18 protein-coding genes are annotated in these 23,389 nt (G+C 62.6%); 9 read left to right on the top strand and 9 right to left on the bottom strand.

Features of this window, described 5'->3' with window-relative positions; translation table 11 throughout:
• Window positions 1–134 precede the first annotated feature (134 nt).
• The gene (locus JQ558_RS05585) at window positions 135–4,238 is read left to right on the top strand and encodes a GAF domain-containing protein (protein WP_212292921.1); all 4,104 of its coding nucleotides are present in this window, start codon (window positions 135–137) and stop codon (window positions 4,236–4,238) included.
• On the opposite strand, the gene JQ558_RS05580 is transcribed toward JQ558_RS05585, so the two are convergent.
• A complete protein-coding gene (locus JQ558_RS05580) occupies window positions 4,212–4,553 on the bottom strand; it encodes a hypothetical protein (protein WP_212209559.1) in 342 nt (113 codons plus the stop codon). The genes JQ558_RS05585 and JQ558_RS05580 overlap by 27 nt on opposite strands.
• A 64-nt stretch (window positions 4,554–4,617) precedes the next feature.
• The gene (locus JQ558_RS05575; RefSeq protein ID WP_212209560.1) at window positions 4,618–4,857 is read right to left on the bottom strand and encodes a DUF2171 domain-containing protein; all 240 of its coding nucleotides are present in this window, start codon (window positions 4,855–4,857) and stop codon (window positions 4,618–4,620) included.
• 351 nt (window positions 4,858–5,208) lie between these two features.
• Here JQ558_RS05575 and JQ558_RS05570 point away from each other — a divergent pair, with 351 nt between their 5' ends.
• Window positions 5,209–6,159: a DUF6492 family protein gene (locus JQ558_RS05570; RefSeq protein WP_212292922.1), complete on the top strand. Its 951-nt coding sequence runs from the start codon at window positions 5,209–5,211 to the stop codon at window positions 6,157–6,159.
• A gap of 101 nt (window positions 6,160–6,260) precedes the next feature.
• Here the strand turns inward: JQ558_RS05570 and galE are convergent, their stop codons facing one another.
• The 6 genes from galE to JQ558_RS05540 form a co-directional block, all read right to left on the bottom strand.
• Window positions 6,261–7,271, bottom strand: a complete 1,011-nt coding sequence (galE, locus tag JQ558_RS05565) for a UDP-glucose 4-epimerase GalE (protein ID WP_212292923.1) — start codon at window positions 7,269–7,271, stop codon at window positions 6,261–6,263.
• On the bottom strand, window positions 7,271–8,092 hold the full coding sequence (locus tag JQ558_RS05560) for a WecB/TagA/CpsF family glycosyltransferase (RefSeq protein WP_212209563.1): 822 nt from the start codon (window positions 8,090–8,092) through the stop codon (window positions 7,271–7,273). The genes galE and JQ558_RS05560 overlap by 1 nt, the downstream gene beginning before the upstream one ends.
• The gene (locus JQ558_RS05555) at window positions 8,085–10,388 is read right to left on the bottom strand and encodes an exopolysaccharide transport family protein (RefSeq protein ID WP_212275716.1); all 2,304 of its coding nucleotides are present in this window, start codon (window positions 10,386–10,388) and stop codon (window positions 8,085–8,087) included. Before JQ558_RS05555 ends, JQ558_RS05560 begins: the two co-directional genes overlap by 8 nt.
• Before the next feature lie 156 nt (window positions 10,389–10,544).
• Complete coding sequence (locus JQ558_RS05550; RefSeq protein ID WP_249142332.1) at window positions 10,545–11,297, bottom strand: polysaccharide deacetylase family protein; 753 nt, start codon at window positions 11,295–11,297, stop codon at window positions 10,545–10,547.
• 2 nt (window positions 11,298–11,299) lie between these two features.
• Window positions 11,300–12,106, bottom strand: a complete 807-nt coding sequence (locus JQ558_RS05545; protein ID WP_212292924.1) for a bifunctional 2-polyprenyl-6-hydroxyphenol methylase/3-demethylubiquinol 3-O-methyltransferase UbiG — start codon at window positions 12,104–12,106, stop codon at window positions 11,300–11,302.
• A gap of 6 nt (window positions 12,107–12,112) precedes the next feature.
• Entirely contained in the window at window positions 12,113–13,552 is a 1,440-nt protein-coding gene (locus tag JQ558_RS05540) for a lipopolysaccharide biosynthesis protein (protein ID WP_212292925.1), read from the bottom strand.
• Between the two features lie 511 nt (window positions 13,553–14,063).
• On the opposite strand from JQ558_RS05540, the gene JQ558_RS05535 reads away from it, so the two are divergent.
• The 4 genes from JQ558_RS05535 to JQ558_RS38075 all read left to right on the top strand — a co-directional run bounded on the left by JQ558_RS05535 (window position 14,064) and on the right by JQ558_RS38075 (window position 19,416).
• Entirely contained in the window at window positions 14,064–15,959 is a 1,896-nt protein-coding gene (locus tag JQ558_RS05535) for an acyltransferase family protein (protein ID WP_212292926.1), read from the top strand.
• A 52-nt stretch (window positions 15,960–16,011) separates the two neighbouring features.
• Window positions 16,012–16,935, top strand: coding sequence for a glycoside hydrolase family 26 protein (locus tag JQ558_RS05530; protein WP_212292927.1), 924 nt, complete (start codon window positions 16,012–16,014; stop codon window positions 16,933–16,935).
• Window positions 16,936–17,104: 169 nt separating this feature from the next.
• Window positions 17,105–18,106, top strand: a complete 1,002-nt coding sequence (locus tag JQ558_RS05525; protein WP_212292928.1) for a glycosyltransferase family 2 protein — start codon at window positions 17,105–17,107, stop codon at window positions 18,104–18,106.
• Window positions 18,103–19,416, top strand: coding sequence for an O-antigen ligase (locus tag JQ558_RS38075; protein WP_212292929.1), 1,314 nt, complete (start codon window positions 18,103–18,105; stop codon window positions 19,414–19,416). The genes JQ558_RS05525 and JQ558_RS38075 overlap by 4 nt, the downstream gene beginning before the upstream one ends.
• Window positions 19,417–19,419: 3 nt before the next feature.
• Here the strand turns inward: JQ558_RS38075 and JQ558_RS05515 are convergent, their stop codons facing one another.
• Window positions 19,420–20,511, bottom strand: coding sequence for a glycosyltransferase (locus JQ558_RS05515; RefSeq protein WP_212292930.1), 1,092 nt, complete (start codon window positions 20,509–20,511; stop codon window positions 19,420–19,422).
• 257 nt (window positions 20,512–20,768) lie between these two features.
• On the opposite strand from JQ558_RS05515, the gene JQ558_RS05510 reads away from it, so the two are divergent.
• The 3 genes from JQ558_RS05510 (at window position 20,769) to JQ558_RS05500 (ending at window position 23,291) form a co-directional block, all read left to right on the top strand.
• Window positions 20,769–21,719, top strand: a complete 951-nt coding sequence (locus JQ558_RS05510; RefSeq protein ID WP_212209572.1) for a hypothetical protein — start codon at window positions 20,769–20,771, stop codon at window positions 21,717–21,719.
• 13 nt (window positions 21,720–21,732) lie between these two features.
• On the top strand, window positions 21,733–22,929 hold the full coding sequence (locus JQ558_RS05505) for a GNAT family N-acetyltransferase (protein WP_212292931.1): 1,197 nt from the start codon (window positions 21,733–21,735) through the stop codon (window positions 22,927–22,929).
• Window positions 22,930–23,096: 167 nt separating this feature from the next.
• Window positions 23,097–23,291, top strand: coding sequence for a hypothetical protein (locus tag JQ558_RS05500; protein WP_212292932.1), 195 nt, complete (start codon window positions 23,097–23,099; stop codon window positions 23,289–23,291).
• Window positions 23,292–23,389: the final 98 nt, after the last annotated feature.

Below are 23,389 nucleotides of genomic sequence, written 5' to 3'. Positions count from 1 at the left end.
GGGCTTGCGATGTTGGGCGGTCATTTACTCTGAATCGCAACTTCCGGCCGCCAATAACGACCATTTAGGCGTCTTTCGCGCATAAATTTCCGTGGGGCAGCAGGCCCGTATTGTCTGCTGGGAGCTCGAGAGCCGTGAAGACCAGTATCGCGCGTACATTTGCAGCGTTGAATGCGACCAACGAAGCGATCCTGTACGCAAAATCGCCGGAAGAACTGTACGAAAAGGTCTGTGAAGCCGCTTTCTCCAGCGGGGACTTCCTGGCGACGGCCGTCTTTTTGCTGGACCCTCATACCAATCTGCTGCGGTTTGCGGCCGGTTTCGGCGAGGACACCGCAAGGCTGCGCGGCATCGACATTTCGATCGTGGCGGATACGCCTGAGGGCTCCGGGGTTTGCGGGCAGGCCTTTCGCGATCAGAAGCTCTGCGTCAGCAACGATTATCTCAACGACGCGCATTCGCTGGCCTGGCGCCAGGGTGCCGCTGCCGGGCAGGTCGGCGCGGCCGTCGGGTTGCCGCTGACCCGCAACGGCCGCAGCATCGGCGTCTTCCTCGTCACGCGGCGCGAAGCCGGGTCGATCGATGCCCCCGTCGTCGCATTGCTCGAACGCATGTCGGCGAACCTTTCATTCGCCCTCGACAATTTCGATCATGAAGCGGCGCGCAAGGATGGCGAGCGGACGATGCGGCGTCTGAACCGGATGTTCGGCGCCATCAGCGCGACCAATGAAGCGATCCTTCGCGCCAAGACCGAACAGGAGCTCTACCAGCGCGTTTGCGATGCCGCCGTTTACAGCGGAAAGTCGGTCGCGACGGTGGTCCTGCTGTCCGAGCCGCATTCGATCTGGCTGAAGCCTGCGGCCGGCAGCGGCGAGAGCCTGGATCTGCTGACCCGGACGCGCTTCTCGATCGATGCCGACAATGACTACGGTAAGGGCGTTGCCGGTCAGGCGTACCGGACGCAGCGGCTTTGCGTCAACCACGACATCTCGCAGGGTGGCCCGTGGCAGCAGGCCGGACGCGAGGCCGGCGTCGTCGCCTGCGTCGCCGTGCCTCTGATCAAGGCCGGACAGAGCGTCGGCGTCGTGATGTTCTTTGTCGGCAAGGCATGGGCGGCGGATGAGGAGATCATCGCGCTGCTGGCGCGGATCGGGGAAAACGTCTCGTTCGCCCTCGAAAACTTTGAACGCGCCAACGCCAAGGCGAAAGCCGACGAACAGAAAGAACGGTTGACGCGGATGTTCGAGGCGCTCAGCGCGACCAATGAAGCGATCATGCGGGCCAGGTCGCGCACCGAAATGTTCGAATTGGTATGCACGGCCGCGGCACACGGTGGCCGGTTCAATTCGACCAGCATCCTTCTCGTCAGACCTGACAGCGATTCCTTCAACATGGTTGCCTCGGCCGGGCCGACGGCGGAAAACGCCCGCCGTCTGAAGGTCTCGACCAGCGCGGCTGTGCCGGGAGGTCGCGGGGTCTGCGGGACGGCGTTCCGTTCCCGGCAGGCCTGCATCAATAACGATTTCCTGGCAGGCCCGCGGAACGATGCGTTCGATCAGGTCATCAACAGCGACGGTGCAAGGTCGGGCGCCGCGTTTCCGTTGCTGGTCGAGGAGCGGATCGTCGGTGTGATGCTGTTCATTTCCTCGCAGACGGAAACGTTTACCGCGGAGTTTGCCGAGCTGCTGCAGCGGCTGGCCGACAATGTGTCTTTTGCGCTCGAAAGTTTCGATCGCACCGACGAGAAGGCGAAGACCGAGCAGCAGAAGGAGAGCCTGACACGCATGCTCGCGGCGCTGAGCGCGACCAATGAAGCGATCGTTCGGGCGGGATCGCGCGACGAACTGTATCAACTGGTTTGCGAGGCGGCGGCAACAGGCGGCAGGTTCACCTCCACCACCATCGCGTTGGCAAGGCCGGGCAGCGATTTCATGGATATCGTGGCCGGCGCCGGTCCGACCGGCCAGAGCGCGCGTCAGGTCACCCTGTCGATCAATGAAGCGCATCCGGAAGGGCGCGGTGTCTGCGGCATCACGTTCCGCACCGGCCAGGCCTGCATCTTCAACGACTATCTTGCGGATCCGAGGGCCGCGGCATTCCACGCCAAGGCCCGCCGGGAGGGCTCCAGATCGGGCGCCGGTTTTCCGCTGTTGGTGCGAGGGCAGGTGGTCGGCGTCATGCTCTACGTCTCCTTGTACAAGGACGCGTTCACGCCTGAATTTACCGAGCTCCTGCAACGGCTCGCCGACAACGTATCGTTCTCGCTGGAGACGTTCGAGCGGGCCGACGAAAAGGCGAGGACCGAGGAGCAGAAAGAACGCCTGACGCGCATGCTCGCGGCACTCAGCGCGACCAATGAAGCGATCGTGCGGGCGACGACCCGCGCTGAGTTGTTCGATCTGGTGTGCCAGGCCACGGCAAACGGCGGCAAGTTTACCGCTACTTCCATTGCGCTGACGAGAACGGACAGCGATTATCTGGACATTGTCGCAGCCGCCGGACCGACCGCTGCCAGTTCGCGCGAGGTGCGGGTGTCCGCCAACAAGGCCCATCCGGAAGGACGCGGGTCCGCCGGCATGGCGATCCGCTCGGGCAAGCCCTGCATCATCAACGACTACCTGGCCGACCCGCGTAGCCAGGTGTTCCATGCGCGCGCCCGCAGGGATGGGACCCGTGCGAGCGCCGCCTACCCGCTGCTGGTGCGGGGGCGGGTCGCCGGCGTCATGATCTTCGTTGCGATCGAGAAGGATACGTTCACGCCGGAGTTCTCCGAACTGCTGCAGCGGCTCATCGACAATGTATCGCTGGCGCTGGAGAATTTTGACCGCGCCGACGAAAAGATGCGAGCGGACGAGCGGATCGAGTATCTGGCCTCGCATGACAGCCTGACCAACCTTCCGAACCGCGAGATGTTCAACGGGATGCTGCGCCAGGCGATCGATGCCGCGGAGCGCTATCAGCGGTCGTTTGCGGTCCTGTTCATCGATCTCGACCGGTTCAAGGTCATCAACGACTCGCTGGGCCATGACGCCGGCGACATGCTGCTGGTGGAAATCGGCGGCCGGCTGCGCAACGCATTGCGTTCGAGCGACGTGGTGGCGCGGCTCGGCGGCGACGAATTCGTCGTGATCCTGGAGGAAGCCGCCGAACGTCACGAAGTCGAACGCATCGCCGGCGAACTCCTGTCCGTGCTGAGCCAGCCGCTGCAGCTCAGCGGCCACGAGTGCCACACCACGGCCTCGATCGGCATCGCGATGTATCCGTCTGACGGCGCCGACATGCAGACGCTGACCAAGAACGCCGACATGGCGATGTATCTTGCCAAGGAGGACGGCAAGAACAGCTTCCGCTTCTTCACCAGGGAGATCAAGGCGCAGTCGATCGAGCGTCTGACGCTGGAGAGCGCCCTGCGCCGCGCGCTGGAGCGTGACCAGTTCTCGCTGCACTACCAGCCGAAGGTCGATATGGCGAGCGGTCAGATCACCGGCGTCGAGGCTTTGTTGCGCTGGAACCATCCCGATCTCGGCCTGGTATCGCCGGGGCAATTCATTCCGCTGGCGGAAGAGACCGGGCTGATCGTGCCGATCGGCCGCTGGGTGCTGACGGAAGCCTGCGCGCAGAACATGGCCTGGCAACGCCGCGGCCTGCGGCCGGTGACGATGGCCGTCAACCTGTCGCCGCGGCAGTTCGCCGACGCTAATTTGTTGCATGATGTCGACGAGGCGTTGCTGGCAAGCGGCATGTCGCCGGTGCTGCTGCAGCTCGAGGTCACCGAAAGCATGGTGATGCGCAACGTTTCGCGGGCGATCAAGGTGCTCGACGCGATCCAGAACCGCGGCATCCGGCTTGCAATCGACGATTTCGGCACCGGCTATTCGTCGATGTCGCTGATGAAGCAATTCCCGATCGACACCATCAAGATCGACCGTTCCTTCGTGCGCGATCTGCCTGTTGATTCAGAGGACCAGGCCATCACGCAGGCGATCATCAGTATGGGCAAGGCGCTGGGGATGACCGTCATCGCCGAGGGCGTCGAGACCATCGAGCAGCAGACGTTCCTGCGCAATCATGCCTGCGATGAAATGCAAGGCTTCCTGTTCTCAAAACCGCTGCCGCCGCAGCAGATGGCGGATATGCTTCGAGCCGAGCCGCTGCTGGCCTCGCCGCCGCTGCAACCGGACGCCGGCGATGCGCGCCAATCGGCTTCGCCTTCAAGGCTGGAAAGCACTGTCATCTGACGGCTGCGCATGCAAATCGCGCACGTCGGAGTCCGTGGACCTCACCTTGCGCGAAAAGTCATAGGGCCAGGGCTGGATGACCTGGCCAGCCAGGGAATGGAACAGGACGCCCGCGCCGTCGGCGTAAGTCGCGCCATCGGGCAAACCCAATCTGGCGCTCCAACGCGCCGGCAGCGCCTGGGCGATATCCCGTACCTCGACCGCCGGTCCCCACCACCAGGCTGGAGCGGGCGGCCGGTCATCCTCAGCGAGTGCGCGCCATCGCCCAAATTCGACGACAACGCGCTCAAATTGCAGTTTTGCCGCCGGATGCATCGGAAGGCCCTGTTATCTTGCCGATGATAACTTCATCCGCAGCCGGCACAATACATGGTCAGGGTTACTGCCTGCCGTGTTGCCAGTGTGACGTCACATCCGCGCCTGATTTGTTGAGGTGAACGTGCTGGTCGACGTGATCGACCCAATCCACCGGAATGAAGTGATGGTGCTGGCCGTCCGGCGAACTCTGCTTGGTCAGCTTGATCTTGTCGGGTCCCTCGAGGTGATCGACCTTTCCGACGGTCTTCTTGTCGGACGAGATGACATCCATATGTTCCTTGATCTGCGAAGCGACCGCCATGTTGCGTCTCCGTTGAATGAACTGGCATTTGAAACGCGCCAATTCCGGAAAGGTTGCTGATGCCTGTGGCTCTTGAACAAATGTTCCCAAGCCACCTTAACCGTTCGGTAACCATAGCTTCGCTTATCCATGGTTCCACGGGAGCACAGGCATCACTTGCACGAAATTGATCGCCGGAATGCCGCTGCCGTTTCATGGCTTCGTCATGGGATCGAGCGCGGGTTTCATCAATCACTGTTTATCTTAACAGCGAAGCGTTGTTTGAAGCCCTCAAGCGATCATCTATTATATCAACCTGATCGGGATCGATCTCGATCGCCGGTCACACAAGACATCATGACGGGAAGTGGCGTGACTAAAAGCATAGCATTGATGACCCCGACCTATCGCGGCGATCTCGATCGCTTCGAATTGCTCTGCGAGAGTCTCGATCGGTTCGTCAGCGGATACGAACGGCATTACGTCATCGTCAATGACGACGACCTGCCGTATTTTGCCCGGTTCGAAAATAGCCGCCGCACCGTGCTGCCGAGTTCGCGCTTCTTGCCGTCCTGGCTGAGGGCGTTGCCGCCTTTTGTCTCGCGCAAGGGGCGCAGGACGTGGTGGTCGTTCCGGTCGGGTCCGCTGCACGGCTGGCATATCCAGCAGCTTCTCAAGATCGCGGGCGCCTTGCACCTGCCGCATCAGCGCTATTGCATCGTCGATTCCGATAACACGTTCTTTCGTCCGTTCGATGTCGCCGCCTATGCCGGCGCTGACTTGACCCCGCTCTATGTCGATCGTCTGGCGATTCCGGCCGATAAGCCGTCGCATAATGTCTGGGTCCGAAACAGCGATCGCCTTTTGGGCGGCAGCGCCACCGCGTTCCCGGCCGACGACTATATCGGCAATGTGCTCGTCTGGGACAGATCGACCTTGCGCGACATGACCGCCACGATCGAAGCCGTCACCGGCATGCCCTGGGCGGTAGCGCTTGGCAAGACGCGCTCGTTTTCCGAATACATCCTCTATGGGTACTTTGTGAGCCAGTCACCGGCCCACCGGGCGACACACCGGCTGACCACGCAAAGCCTGGCGACTTCCTACTGGGAGCCGGATCAGCTGGATGAAAAAGCGGTGGTCGCCATGATCGAGAAGTCGCCGCCTGACGTCGTCGCACTTTGCATCGAGTCGTTCTCGGCAACCCCGGTATCGCTTATCCGCAAGGTCGCGGGTTTGTCGAATAACGACGCGCCGTTGCAGCCGCAAGGTCCCACCTCGACGCAGGGCGCGAACGCGGTCATGACCAGGGAAGCCGTCTGAGGCGTCGGACGGCCGTCCCTGCAACAGTTTCCACCTAGACCTTCGCCGGTTAGCCCAACAGCCGGGCGGCATTGCCGCCGGTGGACCGCTTTTGTGCGAACTCAGCCGGTCTTGAGCGGGTGAGCTGTCTTGTGCCAGGCCCAGGCGGTGCGGATGATGGTCGCTAGATCCGAATAAGCGGGGCGGAAGTGCAATGTTTCGCGCGCGGCGGAAGCGTCCGCGACCAGATAGGTCGGGTCGCCGGCGCGGCGTGGCTTGACGACGTGCGGTACTTCGCGCCCGGTCTCGCTCGCGATCGCCGCGAGTATCTCCCGCACCGAAAATCCCTTGCCGGTGCCGAGATTGAAGACGCCGCCGGAATGCCCTTCGAGCAAGAGCTTCAGCGCCAGCACATGGGCGGCGGCAAGGTCGGTGACATGGATGTAGTCGCGGATCGCGGTGCCGTCCGGCGTCGCGTAATCGTCGCCGAATACCGCGAAATCCGGCACGTGGCCCTGCAGCGCCATCATCGCGCGCGGAATGAGATGGGTTTCCACCTCGCGCTGCTCGCCGATGCCGCCGGCGGGATCGGCGCCGCTGGCGTTGAAATAGCGCAGCGCGAACGAGCCGAGCCCGTAGGCCCCGCGATAATCCGAAAGCACCCGCTCGATTATCCATTTCGAGGCGCCATAGGGATTGATCGGCGCGCACGGATAATTTTCGGGCAGCGCCTTGCTGTCGGCATTGCCATAGACCGCGCCGGTCGACGAGAATACCAGGCGGCTGCAGCCGGCCTCGCGCATCGCATCCAGCAGCGCCAACGTGCCGGCGAGGTTGTTGACGTAGTATTTCTGCGGGTCGACCACGGATTCGCCGACCAGGCTGGATGCGGCGAAATGCATGACCGCGACGATGTCGTGCTCGGCGAAGGCGCGCGCCAGCGTGGCCTTGTCGGCGATGTCGCCGGTAACCAGCGCACTCGCGACGAAGCTGTGGTGGCCGGTCGAGAAATTGTCGTAGCAAACGGGGAGATAACCGGCCGCATCAAGCGCCCGGCAGCAATGCGAGCCGATATAGCCCGCGCCGCCCGTGACCAGGATGGCCGGACGATCGCTCGCCAGACCGGCGCCCATCAGTCCCGGGCCCGTTCGGTGGCCGAAGGCCGGCTCTTGTTGAACAGCAGATAGAGCGCGCGCGGATTGGTGGTGAAATAGCGCCAGAACAGCCGGCGCGGCTCCAGCCAGATGCGCCAGGCCCATTCGAGCCCTACCGCCTGCATCCAATACGGAGCGCGGGCCCGGCTGCCCGACAGGAAGTTGAACAGTCCGCCAGAGGTCTTGATCACGCCGACTTTGAACAGGCGCGAGGTGTATTCCTCGACAAAGGCCTGCTCATAGGGAACGCCAAGCGCAAGCCAGAGGTAATCGGGCGCCAGCTCGTTGATTTCGTCGACCTTGGCCCGCAGCGCGTCGCCGCGGAGGAAGCCGTGCGAATGTCCGATGATCTTCAGGTCCGGATAGCGCTTGCGAACATTGGCGACGGCAGCGGCGTTCTCCGCCTCATCGGCGCCGAACATGTAGAAGGTCAAGCCGGCCGCCTGCGCCTTGCGGGCGACGACGTGGAACAGGTCGGTGGTCGCGACCCGCTCGGGGAGCGGCGTCGACGATTTCAACCGCGACACCGTCACGAGCGGCTGGCCGTCGGCATTGATCAGATCGGCGGAGCGAAACAGCCGGTCGGTCATCGGTTCGGTGGAGCAGCGCGCCAGCACCTCGCCATTGGCCGAGGTGAGATACAGCGGGCGAGCGAGCCGGCGTTGCGGGAACACCATCTCGATCATGAAGTCCGCGGTCTGCTCAAGGTCGAGCACGGCAAGCCGCAGCCCGCCCAGTGTGATTCGGGGAACGCCGGCAGTAGCGGCTCTCCCGAGGGGATTCAAGCGACGCTCACGCATACTGTTTGTCTCGCTGACGGTTGACGGCCGTGGGGGTAAGTTCGTTGATGACGACACCGACCAGCTTGCGCTCGGTCTCGCCGAGCGCGGTGATGATGTCTTCCATGCTCTCGTTAATGTCGAGCTTGACCGGAAGGATCGCGACCAGCCCGACGGTGGCGTCGAACAGCGCGTGGTCGGCCGGGCTCCACGGCATGGCAGGCCCGTCGAGGACCACCAGATCGTAGTCGCCGCCGATGCGCGCCTGCGCAATCGCCTTGCGGATGGTGTCGCTTGCCTTGGTATCCGAGGCCTTGAGGGCCGGCAGGATCGAAATCCCGTTCGCGGTCCTGACGACGCGCGCAGCCTTGGCGGCAATATTGAGCCAGCCGAGACGGCCGGTCTCTTCCTTAGCCAGGTGGGCCACCTTGTTCGACAGCGTATAGTTCTTTTGATCGGCATCGATCAGCAGCACCCTGGCGCCATCGCGGGCGGCCGAGAGCGCGACATTGAGCGCGGCAATGCTGCGGTCCTCGCCATCGCCGGCGCCGATCACGGCCATGACGGGCGCGGTGTCCTTGGCGACGCGCGTCGCCAGTGCGGTCCGGATTTCGCGCATGGTGTTGAGGAATGTCATCAGCGGGAAGCCGGCCCGGAGCGTCGGCCAGCCGAGGCTGACGACATCGGGGGTGCCGCCCGTCGCCAGGATTCCGCCGAGCGTGCGTACAACGTCCGATTCCTGCAGCCGGGTGATCGACGGCTTCGCGATCAGGCTGACGGCGGGCTGCGGGGTGGCCGACGGTTGCCTCGTGGCCGCGGCAGGCGTCCGATTTTGCGCGGCGGACGAGGCCGATGTCCTGACCGGTGTGTTGGGTCGAACCGGGTTGGCGCCGGGCGCCAGCTGGTCGACAGCGATGATCCACGCAGCCGAGGCGAGCCCGCCCAGCATAAAGCCGATCATGGCGAACAAGGCCATGCCCGGCGGGAAGGTGCGCCGCTGCGGCACGGTGGCGTCGCCGATGATGCGGGCGCTCGAGGTGTTCAGCGTCTCCTGCTCCTCGGTCTCGCGCGATCGCTTGAGGAACGACTGGTAGACGTCGCGGCTGGCTTCGACGTCGCGTTCGAGTTCGCGCAGCTTGACCGCGGCCTGGCTCATCTGGACGCTCTGGCGCTTTTGGGTCTCGAGCGCCTTATTCAGGGAAGCTTCGTAATCCCGGGCGCGGGTCAGGTCATTCTTCGCCGCCTGCAAAAAGCGATCGGTTTCCTCGCCGATGGTCCGGCGCAGATCCTCGACCTGCTTCTCCATCTGGCGCAGGGCGGGATGGCGCGGCCCCAATTCGCTCTGCAATTCGGCCTGGCGCTTCCTGGCTTCGGCATATTGCGAACGCAGATTGGCGATGGTCGGCGATTGCAGCGCCTCCGGAATGGCGCCGGCGTCCGCCGACGTCTTGCGGCTGGCCGCGATCTGATCGTATTTGGCCTGCGCGTCGAGCGTCAGCGCCCGCGCCGCGGCAAGCCGCTGGTTGCTGGCGGAGAGCTGCTGGTCGCTGATCAGCGTGTCCTGCGTGCCGACGAAATTGTTCTGCGCCTTGTAGACCGCGAGCGTATTCTCGGCGGTGCGAAGCCGATCCTGCAATTCCGTGAGCCGGCTGGAAAGATCGCTGGTGGCGCGACGGACCCGCGCGGCCTGCGATTGGGTATTCTCGGTCAAATAGGCCTTGGCGATCGCATTCGAGAGCATCGCCGCCTTCACCGGGTCGATCGACCAGACCTCGATGTCGACGATGAAGGTCTTGTCGGTCTTTTTCACATTGATGTGGCGGATCAGGGTTTCCAGCGCCGCCATCTCGACGAGCTTGCGCTGCTCGGCGGTCGGGCGCAGTTCGATCCCGAACAGGCCGAGCAGCGATCCGAACAGGCCCTTGCCGCTGCCGCCGCCGAACTCAGGGTCCTTCTCGAGATGGGTCTCGCGGATCACCTGCAACAGCACGTTGTTCGATGTGATGACGCGCCCCTGGCTCTCGACCACCATCGCAAGGCCGGACAGGTCCGGCGCGCGCGGCGTGAGTTCGCGATCGACCAGCTGCAATTCGCGGGGATCGACGTAGAGCTGGGCCGTTGCGGTATATTTCGGTGTCAGGCTCTTGCCGATCGCCACCGCGACGCAGGCGCAGAGCAGCGCCGCCGAGGCGATCGCGATCTTCCGCCGCCACAGCAGTTGAACCAGATCGAGCACGCTGAAGCCACCCAATGCCGGCGTTGCGGCGGGCCGGGGGTCAGGTTTGGCCTGATTTATCGGCTCGTCATAGATAAGCATCGACCCCAGCTTCCATTCCAACTGCCGCACACATCGGCTGAGGGGTTACTGTTCGCCTTACGCCACGCGCGCGGGACTTCAACGCGCCAAAAACGCAACAGGGAAAATTAACCATACTCATTGAGGGACTATTCACCGAAATGGCAAACAAAGCGTTTATGCGCGGGCGCATCGCAATGCCTCCGCCATTGTCAAAGCCGGAATTTTCCGGCGCGCTGCCACCTCCAGGGCATGGTTGAGCAGGGCTGGCGAGCAGCCCCAGGGGCTCGGCCGTTCAGCAACGTCGTGGCCGTAGAAAATTAACCATCCGTTATTGGTTTCGGCCTCGTCGAACATGCGTTCGATCCTGGCGCGGTCCATCTGGCCGTCGATCAGCGGCACGGCGCGAAGGAACTGCAGATCGATTTCGCCGCCGTTGATACCCGGTACGATGCTGCGGCAGGTCTGGAACTGGTCCTTGAGCTGGTTCTTCCGGCCGAACGATCCCAGGCCGTAGGGATAGGCAAAGGTCTCAGTCTCGATAGAGGCGTCCAGCGCGCGGAGGTAACCCCGGTTGCGCATGATCTCGCTGGCGAGGGAGGCCACGTCGAGATCGCTGGCACGCAGGTGCGAGAACGTATGACAGCCGATCTCGTGGCCGCGGCGGTAGAGCGAAAGCAGGTCGTCGGCGTCGCCGGCCGGCCATTCGCGCTTTTCGACGCCAACCAGGCCTCCCGACACATAGAATGTGCCGCGCGCGCCGTGCGCCTCGAGCAGATCCGCGCCGGTCGTCGCCGCGCTTTTCGGCAGATCGTCAAAGGTAAAGCTGACCATCGGCGTGGCATTGCGCATCCGGAAGGAATTGGCGTGCAGATGCATCGCCAGCCGGTGGCTGACTTTTACTCGCGCCTCTGAGAACATAGCGTTCATTCTCAGCGCTTCCTCAAGATCACGTGATAGTCGCCGTGCCGCACGTCGGTCTTGCCGGGCAGGAAGACGTTCATCACCTTGGCGGCGGCGTCGATCAGGCTTGCGAACAGCGGCTTGCGCCGGCGCATCTCCGGATAGCGCGGGCTCTCATACTGCTTGCAATAAATCATCTGCAGCCCGTGCCGGTCGGCGAAGGCTTCCAGGTTCGCCAGCGTGACAAGCGGATGAAAATGAGTCGGGAACGGCGCGCAGCCGGGCAAGCCGGCGTTCTTGTCGCCGCGGATATGGCGGTAGAACCAGACATGGAACCAGTGCGGCGAATATTTGGTGACGACGCCGGACAGCGACCTTGGATTCGGCGCGCCGATCAGGATCAGTCCGTTTTCTTTTAGCGCCTGGCAGAAGCCAAGCAGCGCCGCTTCCACGTCGGGCACATGCTCGATCACGTTGTAGCAGATCACGAGATCGAAACTGTCGGGCGCGAAGCGATGGATCTGGATGTCGCCGAGGATCGTCTCCTGCGCGTAATCATTGTTGCGGATCTGGTCTTCGTCGATATCGACCACGGTGACATGAGCGCGTCGGAGCACGCTGAGCGGCAGGAAGCTGGTCGAGCCGCCGCCGGCCTCATAGATCTTGAGATCGGTCGCGGGCAGTTTGGCCTCGAGAATGCTGTGAACGGTCAGCAGACTCTGCCGGGCCTCGCCGGGCGGCAGGTCGAGCAGCGACTGCGGATGCTGCGCGGCCGGCCGGTCGGCGGCGTCAGTGAAAGCCGAATGAAGGGGATCGAGGGCAAATGTCTTGGTCATTTGTTCTTATCCGTTGATGTTTGCGAATTTGGCCCGGAACATCGCGAAGCCGGTTTTCAGACGGCCGCGAATCCGGGAGATGTCGAACAGCCAGCACAGGGCCGCGTAGGTGACGAGTCCGGCACTGGCCAGCACGGCGCAGGCGGCGAGATCGGCGACGTGCAGGTGTCTGTCGAGCGCCGCGACGGTCAGCGCCATCGCCAGTCCGGCGATCATGATCAGCGCCAGCCGGCCGAGCGGCAGCGGGACCTTGAAGGCAAAGCGGCTGAGGATCAGCGCGCAGGAAAATCCGACCACGTCGGCGCCGAGCCGCGCCCAGGCCGCGCCGACCGTGCCGTAAAGGCTGACCAAGATGTAGGACAGGATCACATTGGCCGCGATGATCGAAGCCGTGTTGATCAGATAGAACGAGTTGCGTCCGGAGAGCAGGAAGCTGGCGTGCAGATATTGCTGGGTCAGGATCTGGAAGACCACGGCCACCGCGATGATCGGCATGGTCTGCGCCGCCAGTTCGCGGAAATCCGGCCCGAGAATGATATTGGCGACATGAGCGGAAATCACCGCGAAGCCGAGGCAGGCCGGCAGCGTGATGCTGAGCAGCAACTCGACGCATTCGGACAGATGCGACCGCACCGCCGCGTCGCCCTTGCTGGCGTGAATCTGCACCGCCATCGGGAAGAACGCCGCGGCGGCGCTCATGGCCGGCATCATCAGGGTCTGCCGGACCAGATCGAGCGCGGCGACATATTTGCCGGCGTCCGCCGCACCCACCAGATTGGCGATCATGAAGCGATCGGTGACGCTGGAAATCGCGAGCAGAGTGAGAGAGAGGGTAAGGGGAAGGCCGGTCTTCGCCAGCGCCGCAAGGCCGGTGCCGTCGAACTTGACCTTGGTACCGCGCCAGGCGGTGCGCGACTGCACCAGCACCGCAAGCAGGTAGGCGAGCGCGGACGACAGCAGCAGCAGGAAGCCAGACGGGCTGACCAGTGCCACGATCATGCCGAGGGCGAGCACGGCGCCGGCGCGGACCAGCGTCGCCTTCATGACCGAAAATGCCATCAGCCGGGCGCGAACCAGATCCTGGGTCAGTTCGAACAGGCCGATCGCGACCGAAAGCACGACTGCCGCCAGCGCCGCATGCGTGTCCAATCCAACCAATCGTCCAAGCACATAGGCGATCGGCGCGGTGAGACAGCAGATCAGGTAGCCCGAGATGACGCGGCCGCGCACGTCGGGGCCGTCGTCGCGGGCGTGACCGCTCAGGATGAGATTACGGAACCAGCCGACGAGGAAAACGCTGATGACGGACGCAAAACCGATGCCCAGCAGATAGACGCCATAATCATGCGGCGAGAACAGCCGCGTGAAAACGAACACGCTCAACAGGCCCAGCAAGGCCGAGATGATATTGGCGGTCAAATTGATGCTGGCTTGTCCGATCAGCATGCTGCGAGCCCCGCGGGCTTGCCCGTGACTCCGCGCCCGAGCACGGCGTCGCACGACGCTACTCGGTCGATCTCGGAAATCTCGTTGACGATGACGTTCAAGGCGGGCGCTTTCTGGACTCGGAATCCCTTTGCCTGACCCTTGAGCAAGATCGGTGCCGGACGGTTCCGCTAACGGTCGCCGCGATTTGATGTGGTTAATTCTGTGTTTGTCTCACCGTCGCAAGCCGGTTAACCGCGCGCGGTAACCACGATGGAAACGCAATACGTGCGCGAAGCGGCGCTTTTGGCGAGGTTGCCCGGATATTGCAGAAGGCTACTCCGCATCGCCGATGTTCATCGCCAGAAGTGTGCCCCATGACAGATTGTCCGCCATTCCAAGCCAATTTCCCGTTGCCCGCGGAGGTCGCGGTGGCATCAGCCCGTTTCGGCACACCTGGATTGTCCAGAGTGTCCGCTTTTGAAACGGTGAAGGCCGGTCGCGGTTGCGGCAGCGTCGCGAGGTTCCTGCAATGAAGTATCGTGCGGATATTGACGGGCTGCGGGCCCTCGCTGTTGTTCCGGTGGTTCTTTACCATGTCGGTGTGCCCGGTTTCGCAGGCGGCTTCGTCGGCGTCGACATCTTCTTTGTCATCTCGGGCTACCTGATCTGCGGCATGATCGATGCGGACATCCGCAACGGATCGTTCTCGCTTGGCAATTTCTACAAGCGACGAATCTTGCGAATCCTGCCGGCGCTGTTCGTCATGTTCCTGGTGACGAGCGTCTTCGCCTATATCTATTTCTTGCCGGCCGAATTGATTGGCTATGCAAAGAGCCTTGCCAGCGCGATCGGCTCGGTTTCCAATGCCTATTTTGCGCAGACCTCTGGATACTTCGATGCGCCGGCCGAAACAAAACCGCTGCTGCATACCTGGTCGCTCAGCGTCGAGGAGCAGTTCTACTTCATCGCCCCGCTGCTGATGCTTTTTGTCTATCGGCGGTTTCCGAAGCGCGCCAGATTGCTGTTTGCGGTTATCGCTGCGATTTCGTTTGCTGCAGCCATCGCCATGAGCATGAGAAATGCGAACTTTACATTCTATCTCACGCCGTTCCGCGCCTGGGAGCTGGCGCTGGGCGCGATGCTGGCGATCAAATTCATTCCGGTGCCGGAAACCACGTTCTGGAAGAACATTTGTGGCGGAGCCGGGTTGCTGCTGCTGATTGGCGTGATCCTGCTTGGATCGGCATCAGTGCCGCTTCTGCTGATGACGTCACTCGCCTGCCTCGGTGCGGTGCTGGTAATCGCGTCCAGCGAGAGCGGGATATCGATGGCCGGACGATTGCTGTCACTGCCGCCTCTGGTCGCGATCGGGTTGATATCCTATTCGCTCTATTTGTGGCACTGGCCGTTGATCGTATTCCAGCGCACCGATTTGCTGTTCGGCGCAGAATCCGCAGCGTCGACCAAACTGACGTTGATCACGCTGGCGGTGGGGCTCGCCTATCTGTCGTGGAAGCTGGTCGAATTGCCGTTCCGTTCGATGGCGCGGCAGACATCGAAGGTCGCTGTGTTCGGCGCCGCGTCAGCCGCGATGGGCTCGACGTTCGCGCTGTGCGCCCTGGTGTTCGTCGTGGGCGGCGCGCCATACCGTTTTCCGCAACGCGTGGTGGATATCGGCACCTATCTTGCCTACGATTCGTCCGCCGCGTTCCGGACCGGACGCTGCTTCATATCGGCCAACCGCCAGCGGTTCGATGTCGAAACCTGCCTGAAACTGGATCCGGCGCGGCCGAATTATCTGCTCATTGGCGACAGCCATGCCGCGCATCTCTGGTCCGGGCTATCCGCCGCCATGCCGCAGGTGAACATCTTGCAGGCGACTGCAAGCGAATGCCGCCCGGCCGTTCCGGGGGAGCCGAGAGGCGGATTGAAGGCTTGCCGCGATGTGATGGAACTGGCGTTCAACGACTTCCTCGTCAACAACCGTGTCGACAAGGTCGTACTCGCTGCCTCATGGAAGGATGAGGATCTGCCGAACCTGTCGGCCACGCTGGATACCCTGAAATCCAGGGGAATCGACGTCGTCGTACTTGGACCGATCGTCGAATACGCCGCCGCTCTTCCACGCCTCCTGATCGACGGGATTCTTCGCGACCATCCAGCCCTTGCCAGCACGAAGCGCACACCCGGAATTCGGGAGCGTGATCGCGTCATGAGCGCCTTGGTAAAGGCGCACGGCGCGAGCTATTCATCCGTCTACGACGCGGTCTGCCGAGATGGTCATTGCGACGAGTTTGTCGAAGCCGATATTCCGATGCAGTTCGACGAGGGGCATCTCACTGACAAGGGCGCAGCCGAAGTCGGCCGAAGGCTGTCTGCTGTCTTCGGTAACAAATTGACGAGGACGTCTAATGTTTCGAACTGAGCGTCCCGCGCCTCGCCGCCGGGTTGGCCTCAGGCGCCTGGTATTTTTCCTGGTGGCCCTTGTGTTGAGCCTGCTGTTGCTCGCCCGCGTCGACAGCAACGCCGCTCCGCGCGTCAACTCCAGTCCTGCAAAATTCGCCGGAGCCTTCGTCGATTGGGGCCCCGTTGGGCGCGAGCGTACCCTGCAGGCCTGGGAAAAATGGTTGAAACAGCCGCCATCGTCGGTGGTGGGCGTCGATTTCTACGGCCAGGCGAATTGGGAGGATTTCCACAAGCTGACCTGGGTTCCCGGCATCTGGAAGAAGCTCAACCCGTCGCGGAATGTCGTCTGGTCGGTGCCGCTGACAGTTCCGGGGACGCCGCTCGTCGACGTCGCCAATGGCGTGCACGACGGCGAGTTCGAGGCGGCTGCCCGTGCGATTGCCGATGCGCAGCCAAGGGCGATCATCCGTCTCGGCTGGGAGATGAATCTGTCGCAGATGGCGTGGTTCGCCAAGGATCATGAAGCCGATTACATCGCGGCGTTCCGGCGCGTGGTCGGGATCTTCCGTCGCCACTCCGACACATTCAAATATGATTGGTGTCCGGGATGGGGAACGCAGGACACGCCGGCGGACCTGGCCTATCCGGGTGACGATGTCGTCGACTACATCGGTCTGGATATCTACGATTTCAAACATGAGGGCTCGCCGGAAGAGCGGTGGAACACCTTCTATCTCAAGGCGCCGTTCGGCCTGGAATGGCACCGCGACTTTGCCGCCAGGCACGGCAAGCCGATGAGCTATCCGGAATGGGGCGTCGGCAATTTCGGCGACAATCCGTACTTCATTCAGCAGATGCATGACTGGTTCGTGAAGAACAGGAACAACATCGCCTACGCCGCTTATTTCGACGTCGACGGATTGTGGCCCACGCGGATCTCCAACGGGCAGTTTCCCAAATCCCAGAAGCTGTTCGGCAAGCTGTTCAGCCGCTGAGCCCCGAGCCTGAACCTGATTTAATTCAAACTTAACCCCGTCCATTAACCGTCGGGAACAATTCGCCACCACCAGGCATCCTGTCGGACCGGATATCGCAGCAATGCTCTTGTATCGTCTGGACCCATAGCAAACGTCATGCGCCAGAGTTTGAACGGATTGCCCGCCGATGGAAACCGCTGACACCATGCCGAACGCCGCCCGCGCCCTGGCGGCGATCTCGCCGGCCCTCGATCCTGCTTCGATCGGGATCGTCGTCTGCATTCCCTGCTTTCGCCGGCCGCAGCATCTGCGGCAGACCCTGGAATCGCTCGCCGGCCAGCGTACCGGTCACCGCTTTGCGGTTGTCATGGTCGAGAACGATGCGCTGCGGAGCGAGAGCGTTCCGGTTGCGACCGAGTTCCTGGCATCGAACAAGTTCCCCGGTCTCTGCGTGGTCGAACCACGGCAGGGCAATTGCCATGCGATCAACGCGGCGTTCGAGACGGCGCTGGCAACCTTCCCGGCAGCGTCAAGTTTCCTGATGATCGACGATGACGAAATTGCCTCGCCGGACTGGCTGGAGCGCATGATATTGACGGCCGAAGCCACCGGGGCTGACATCGTCGGCGGGCCGGTCATGCCTGACTTCGATGACGCGCGAAAGCGCGGGCTGCGTCGTCATCCGGCCTTCGCGCCGGCCTACGACACGTCCGGACCGGTTCCGGTGATCTATGGCTGCGGCAATTGCCTGATCAGGCGCTCGGTGTTCGAGCGCGTCGACGCCCCGGCGTTCGATCTGCGTTTCAATTTCCTCGGCGGCGGCGACACCGATTTCTTCTACCGCTGCCTGCGTCTGGGTATGCGGTTTCACTGGGTGGCGGAGGCCACGATCAGCGAGACGGTGCCACCGAGCCGAACCAGGCTCAGCTGGCTGATCAGCCGCGGCTTGCGGATCGGCGCGATCAATTATCACGTCCAGCGCAAGGCGACACCGACACTCTGGCTGCGCGCCAGGCTGACGCTGAAATTGCTGGCGGCGTTTCCGCTGTCGTTTCTCCAGGCCGCGCGGGCGGCCCTGACGGAGCGCGACCGCATCATAGCGATGCATCCGATGACGGTGGCAATCGGGAGCGTGCTGGCCGCAATCGGCATCGAACCTCAACCCTACAAGGCCTCGAAGATCACGTGAGCCAACTCGCCATCACGTCTCAGCTTCGTATCGTCGCAGGAGGGGTTTGGCGGCAGCAAGTGCTGGATGTCGTTCGCTGCGCCGCGTTCGTCGGAGCGTTGGTGCTGGCATGGATTTCATTGCGGCCGTTCGCCGATCTCGGCGACATACAAATCGGCGAAGTCAGTACCGGCAATGAGGCGCCGACCTATCTGGTGTTCGGCGCCCTCGCGGTGCTGATGATTGCGCTCGCGGCGCGCAACAACATGCGCGGGCTGGCGACTTTGCTGACGCCATCGTTCTTGCTGTTTGCCGGATGGGTCTGTGTGACGGTGGTTCTGTCGGTCGATCCCGCCACATCGATGCGGCGGTTTGTTTTGACGGCGTGTGTTATCGCCGTCACGTCGACCATGTTTTTGTTGCCGAAATCGCAAAGCGAACTGATGCGTTTGCTCAGCATCGCAGCGCTGATCCTGCTCGCGGTCTGTTACCTCGGAATCCTGCTGGCGCCGCAGTTTGCGATCCATCAGGCAACCGATCCGCAGGAGCCGCTTCTTGCCGGCGACTGGCGCGGCGCCTTCGGTCACAAGAACGTGGCAGCCGGCGTGATGGCGATGCTGCTGTTCCTGGGTATCTACATCGCGCGCTCCGGCGCACTTCTGTCCGGCGCGGTCATCATCGGCCTTAGTTCCTTGTTTCTGTTTCATGCCGCCGGCAAGAGTTCGCTGACGCTGTGCTTCGCCGTGCTGCTGCTGACCTCGCTTACCTCGGTGTTTCGCTCGTTCTGGGTGCGGGCGATCCTGCTCCTGACGCCGCTGCTATTGCTGAACATGCTCAGCGTCGGCACCGTCATGAGCGAAGGTCTGGCTGCGGTCGCCAAGCTGCTGCCGCTGGATTCGACCTTCACCGGCCGTACCGACATCTGGAATTTTGCGCTGGACGCGCTGCGGCAGCGGCTGGCAACCGGCTACGGCTTCGTGGCGTTTTGGGGCAGCAAGGCGTTCGAGGAGTTGCCGGCGGGCAAGGAATGGGCCGCGTTCGCGGCGCACAGCCACAATGGTTATCTCGATACCGCGCTCGGCATGGGCCTGCCCGGACTGATCCTGCTCGTCGTCGTGCTGGTGATCGTGCCGCTACGGAATTTCCAGCAAGCCGATCAGGGCGGCAACAATGGTCCGCTGGCGATGGCGCTGTTGCGCATCTGGCTGTTCGGACTCTATCTGTCGGCGATGGAGAGCTTCTTCCTCGACCGCGCCGATCCCCTGTGGTTCACCTTCCTGGTGGCGGTGTTCGGCTTGCACTATCTGGCGCGATTTCGCGTCCGGGAGTGAGGCTTAGAGCTGGGCGCGAACCGCGTTCGCGACGTCCTGCCACCACCCATCGAAGTCGAACGCGGCCTGCACCGGCGGCCGTTTCAGCGCAGCAACGATGCCATCGGCGTAGGCGTCCGCGCTCGATCCGCGCGGCACGAGCACGATGGCGCCGCGATCGATCAATTCCTTGAAGCGCGCATGATGGTCGAATTCGTCAGGCAGCGCGGGGCCGGTCACGATCAGCGGCCGGCCGGCCTGCACGCAGGCAAGAACGCTGGAGCGGCGCGCGGTGAGCCCTTCGTCGAGCGGATAACAGAACCCGTCGACCGCGCCGAACAGCCCGAACACCTCGTGATCGGAGGCGACGAAGCCGGACACGATCACATCATCGGCGATCCCGAGTTCGGTGGCGCGGGCATGGAATTCCTCCTCGACATTGTCTGTGCCGCGGATGAAGGAGCCGACATAGACGATCAGTGGCCGCAGCCCACGCTGCTTGAGGATCGCGCCGATCTCCAGCAGCGCATTGGGTTGCTTGGCCGGATAGATCGAGCCGAAATGACCGATCACCAGCCGGCCGTCTTGCCTTGCTGCAACGAGACGCCGGCGCAAGTCCGAAGCCGCCATCCCTGCAGGCGCCTCTATGTTCGGCGGCAGCGGGGCCAGCACGCATTTCTTCGCGGTCCAGCCCACCAGGGAATCCTCGGCGAGTTCCCGCCGCACCAGCGGCGAGAACATGACGATGGTGTTGGCGAGCAGGAGGGCCGGGATATAGGTGATCCGGCGCAGCCAATGCAGCCCGGCCCATTCGTGCTGAATCAGGACAGTTTTGCGCCGCCGCAGCCGCGCCATGGCCATCGCCAGCAGCGGTGTGAACATCACGCGCTTCCAGGCCACGATCGGAAAGTTGCAGACCACGCTCCGTGCGGAGCCGACGGCGCCCCAGATTTCGGTGAATGACCCTTCCGATCGCGTCAGGGTTAACGTCGTGCAACTGCCGGGTTCGGCCTTTTCGATCCACTCGCCCAGCAATCGCGTGAATTGCCCGACGCCGCACTGCATTTGCGGTCCCGCGCCGAGAAACAGCGCCCGATATTGCGGTTCTGAAGCCATCGTGGGGTCGCCGGCGCTCTCTCGGTTATGCCAGCGTTAGCCATACATCCCAGACCTTATCGTCCGGTAAGTGGGTGCGACACCCCTGCGGCATCCTTCTTGCCAGTTGGAGCGCGAAGGTGATCCGGCCGTCTCATAACGGGACATCGGATGACCGACGGCGTGGCAGCCATCTGAGATTTCGGGACAGCGTGCAGGACGCAGCCGAAATCGGTCGTCATCCGGGCGAAAAAAATTTGGTCAAAAGGAGTTGGACGATGGCGGCAGATCGCATTTTCAGTAATTGGGACGACACCCATTCGGTGCTGTGGGGACACCAACCAATCCGGCTTGCGCACAACATGCACAAGTCGCCGTTGTTCTCGATGGATCAGCTTGCCGCATTGATTGAGAATTATCCGCGCGAGCATTACAGCCTGATGCAGACCGGCGTGAAGGGCGACAAGCGTATCTGGCGGCACGGCGATATCGGCAATTTCAGCGGCCATCAGGTCATCGACGCGATTTCCAGGGGCGACCTGTGGCTCAACCTGCGCATGGTTTCGGATATCGACTCCCGCTACAGCGACCTGCTGGCTCAGATGTTCGCCGAAATCGGCGAGAAGGTCCCGCACTTCGCGCTGCCGCACCAGTACAACGCCGGCATTCTGCTCTCGGCGCCGAAGGCGCAGGTTCACTACCACGCCGATCTTCCCGGCCAGAGCCTGATTCAAATCGCCGGCCGCAAGCGCGTCCATATCTATCCGTCGAACCCTCCCTTCGTGACTCCGAAGAACCTCGAGGACATCCAGCTGTTCGAGCTCGAACTCGATATGCCCTATCACGAATGGTACGATCGCTATGCGACCGTGCTCGATCTCGAGCCTGGGCAAATGCTGAACTGGCCGCTGAACGCGCCGCATCGCGTCGACAATCTCGGCACCGTCAACATCTCCATGACGGTGGGTTACGAGAATGAAGAGATCAGGCGGACCCGGATCGTCAATCTGGCCAACGGTCTGTTGCGCAATCGCTTCGGATATACGCCCAAGAGCCGTTCGCTCAAGGGGCCGGCGTTCTGGGGCAAGGCGGTGATGCAGAAGGCGCTGCGCAACACGTCCTGGATCAAGCGCGAGCGCAAGGCGCGGAACGAGATCGAATTCCGGCTCGACCACGACCATCCGGAGCAGGTGGTCGATCTTTCCAACAATCTTTCCAGGGCGGCATGAAGGCGGCTTGATTGTGACAACACTGACAAACGACGCAGCACGGCACGTGGGGCGGAACCGCACGTCGCAGGTTGCGGCGTTCTCCGTGGAGTTCGACAATTGGGATACCGTCGCAGGTAACTGGGACGGTGCGTATCGTCGCGGACAGACGACCATCTTCCAGCACGAGAAGTGGCTCGCGGCATGGTATGGCGCGTTCGCCGGACAGCCGGATATCGAGCCACTCGTTGCAACCGTCAGGGATCGTGCGACAGGGGAAGTCGCGCTGCTGCTGCCGCTGATCAGGCGCAAGCTGAAGCGCATGTGCGTCGTGGAGTTCGCCGACCTCGAACTGACCGACTACAACGCGCCGCTGCTCGGACCGGCCGCGCCGCGCGAACCAAAGGCGGCAGCCATCCTGTGGCGCGAGCTGCGACTGGCGTTGCGCCGGTTGCCTGGCGGCGCTGATCTCATTCGCTTCAAGAAAATGCCGCTCGATCTGCAGGGCGGATCCAATCCGCTGGCGATGCTGGATGGAGCCGGGCCGTGCTCGCTAAACGGCAATCTCGTCACCACAGGCGAGGATTTCGACCAGTACAAGCGTTCGCTGAAGCGCGACGTGCGCAAGGTTCTCGAACGGTGCTGGCGCGCGTTTACGGCCTATCCCGGCGCTACATTCAAGATCGCAGGAGAGAACGACGAAGCCTTGCGCGTTCTTGCCGCCCTGGATGCGCAACAGAGCGCCCGGATGCAACATCTAGGGGTAAACTTCATCCTCGGCGACGGGGCCTGTGCCGATTTCTATCGAAACCTCGTGCGTGATGGCGTCGGCGAGGGCTATGCCGTGTTGTCGGCGCTGACGGTCGGCGAGGAAGTCGTCGCGACCTTGCTCGGCGTTCGCTGTGGGTCACGCTACGTCATGCTGCGGGTCAGCAATGCCGGCGACAAATGGTCGAGTTGTTCGCCGGGCCGGCTGGTCATCGAACGTACCATGGCCGCCTTGCACAGCGACGGCGTGCGCGAGTTCGACTTCAGCGTGGGCGATTATGACTATAAGCGGCGTTTTGGCGTGACACCGCTGCCGCTGGTCGACATCAGCGCCGCCTTGAGCCTGCGCGGGTTGCCCTACGCATTGCGCGACCGCGCCGCGCGCGAGCTGCGCAACTATCCGAAGCTCAGCGCCTATTTGAAGCGGGCGCCCGGTAAACCCTTGCCGCGCGAAGAGAACTGACGCGCTGTGGCAGAGACGACACGGTCGTGCAAATCTGTCACACTGGGCAGGATTGTGCGGCTGTTCTACCTGTGTTCGCAAGAGTTCATGATCGCCTTTAGTGCAGCGGCGTATGCTGATGGTCGGGTCAAGGGCTACAGCTGAATGCTTCCGTGGGGAGTGCCGACATGCCAGCCTATATCCACCAGCACGACGACATCGAGCCAGCTTTCGTCATTTGTCCGAGCTGCATCGGGATTCCGATGTTTGTAAGGGACGTCGAGCCGCATTGGAGCATGGCGAAGATCGACTTCACCTTTGAATGCGCCGACTGCGGCGCCGAAGTTCGGCAGACGGTCGTGAAGCCGCAATTGCAGCATTAGCGCCGCTTCATTTCCGATTGGACTTGGAACGCATATCGCGATCCCGTTTCGCCGTGATGGCGGCGCTTCCCGGTTTTTGCCCATCGTGCGAAGCTTCC

Source organism: Bradyrhizobium sp. AUGA SZCCT0160, from assembly GCF_018130105.1.
Taxonomy (GTDB): Bacteria; Pseudomonadota; Alphaproteobacteria; order Rhizobiales; family Xanthobacteraceae; genus Bradyrhizobium.
Note: the sequence above shows the minus strand (reverse complement) of the source record. Positions and strands in the feature narration are given on the sequence as shown.

Excerpts from the sequence above, each read along its gene's own strand:
- JQ558_RS05515 (WP_212292930.1), bottom strand. The coding sequence starts at position 20,511 with ATGGCTTCAGAACCGCAATATCGGGCGCTGTTTCTCGGCGCGGGACCG.
- JQ558_RS05575 (WP_212209560.1), bottom strand. The coding sequence starts at position 4,857 with ATGGCGGTCGCTTCGCAGATCAAGGAACATATGGATGTCATCTCGTCC.
- JQ558_RS05580 (WP_212209559.1), bottom strand. The coding sequence starts at position 4,553 with ATGCATCCGGCGGCAAAACTGCAATTTGAGCGCGTTGTCGTCGAATTT.
- JQ558_RS05540 (WP_212292925.1), bottom strand. The coding sequence starts at position 13,552 with ATGCTGATCGGACAAGCCAGCATCAATTTGACCGCCAATATCATCTCG.
- JQ558_RS05525 (WP_212292928.1), top strand. The coding sequence starts at position 17,105 with ATGGAAACCGCTGACACCATGCCGAACGCCGCCCGCGCCCTGGCGGCG.
- galE (WP_212292923.1), bottom strand. The coding sequence starts at position 7,271 with ATGGGCGCCGGTCTGGCGAGCGATCGTCCGGCCATCCTGGTCACGGGC.
- JQ558_RS05555 (WP_212275716.1), bottom strand. The coding sequence starts at position 10,388 with ATGCTTATCTATGACGAGCCGATAAATCAGGCCAAACCTGACCCCCGG.
- JQ558_RS05560 (WP_212209563.1), bottom strand. The coding sequence starts at position 8,092 with ATGCGTGAGCGTCGCTTGAATCCCCTCGGGAGAGCCGCTACTGCCGGC.
- JQ558_RS05550 (WP_249142332.1), bottom strand. The coding sequence starts at position 11,297 with ATGAACGCTATGTTCTCAGAGGCGCGAGTAAAAGTCAGCCACCGGCTG.
- JQ558_RS05500 (WP_212292932.1), top strand. The coding sequence starts at position 23,097 with ATGCCAGCCTATATCCACCAGCACGACGACATCGAGCCAGCTTTCGTC.
- JQ558_RS05510 (WP_212209572.1), top strand. The coding sequence starts at position 20,769 with ATGGCGGCAGATCGCATTTTCAGTAATTGGGACGACACCCATTCGGTG.
- JQ558_RS05535 (WP_212292926.1), top strand. The coding sequence starts at position 14,064 with ATGAAGTATCGTGCGGATATTGACGGGCTGCGGGCCCTCGCTGTTGTT.
- JQ558_RS05545 (WP_212292924.1), bottom strand. The coding sequence starts at position 12,106 with ATGACCAAGACATTTGCCCTCGATCCCCTTCATTCGGCTTTCACTGAC.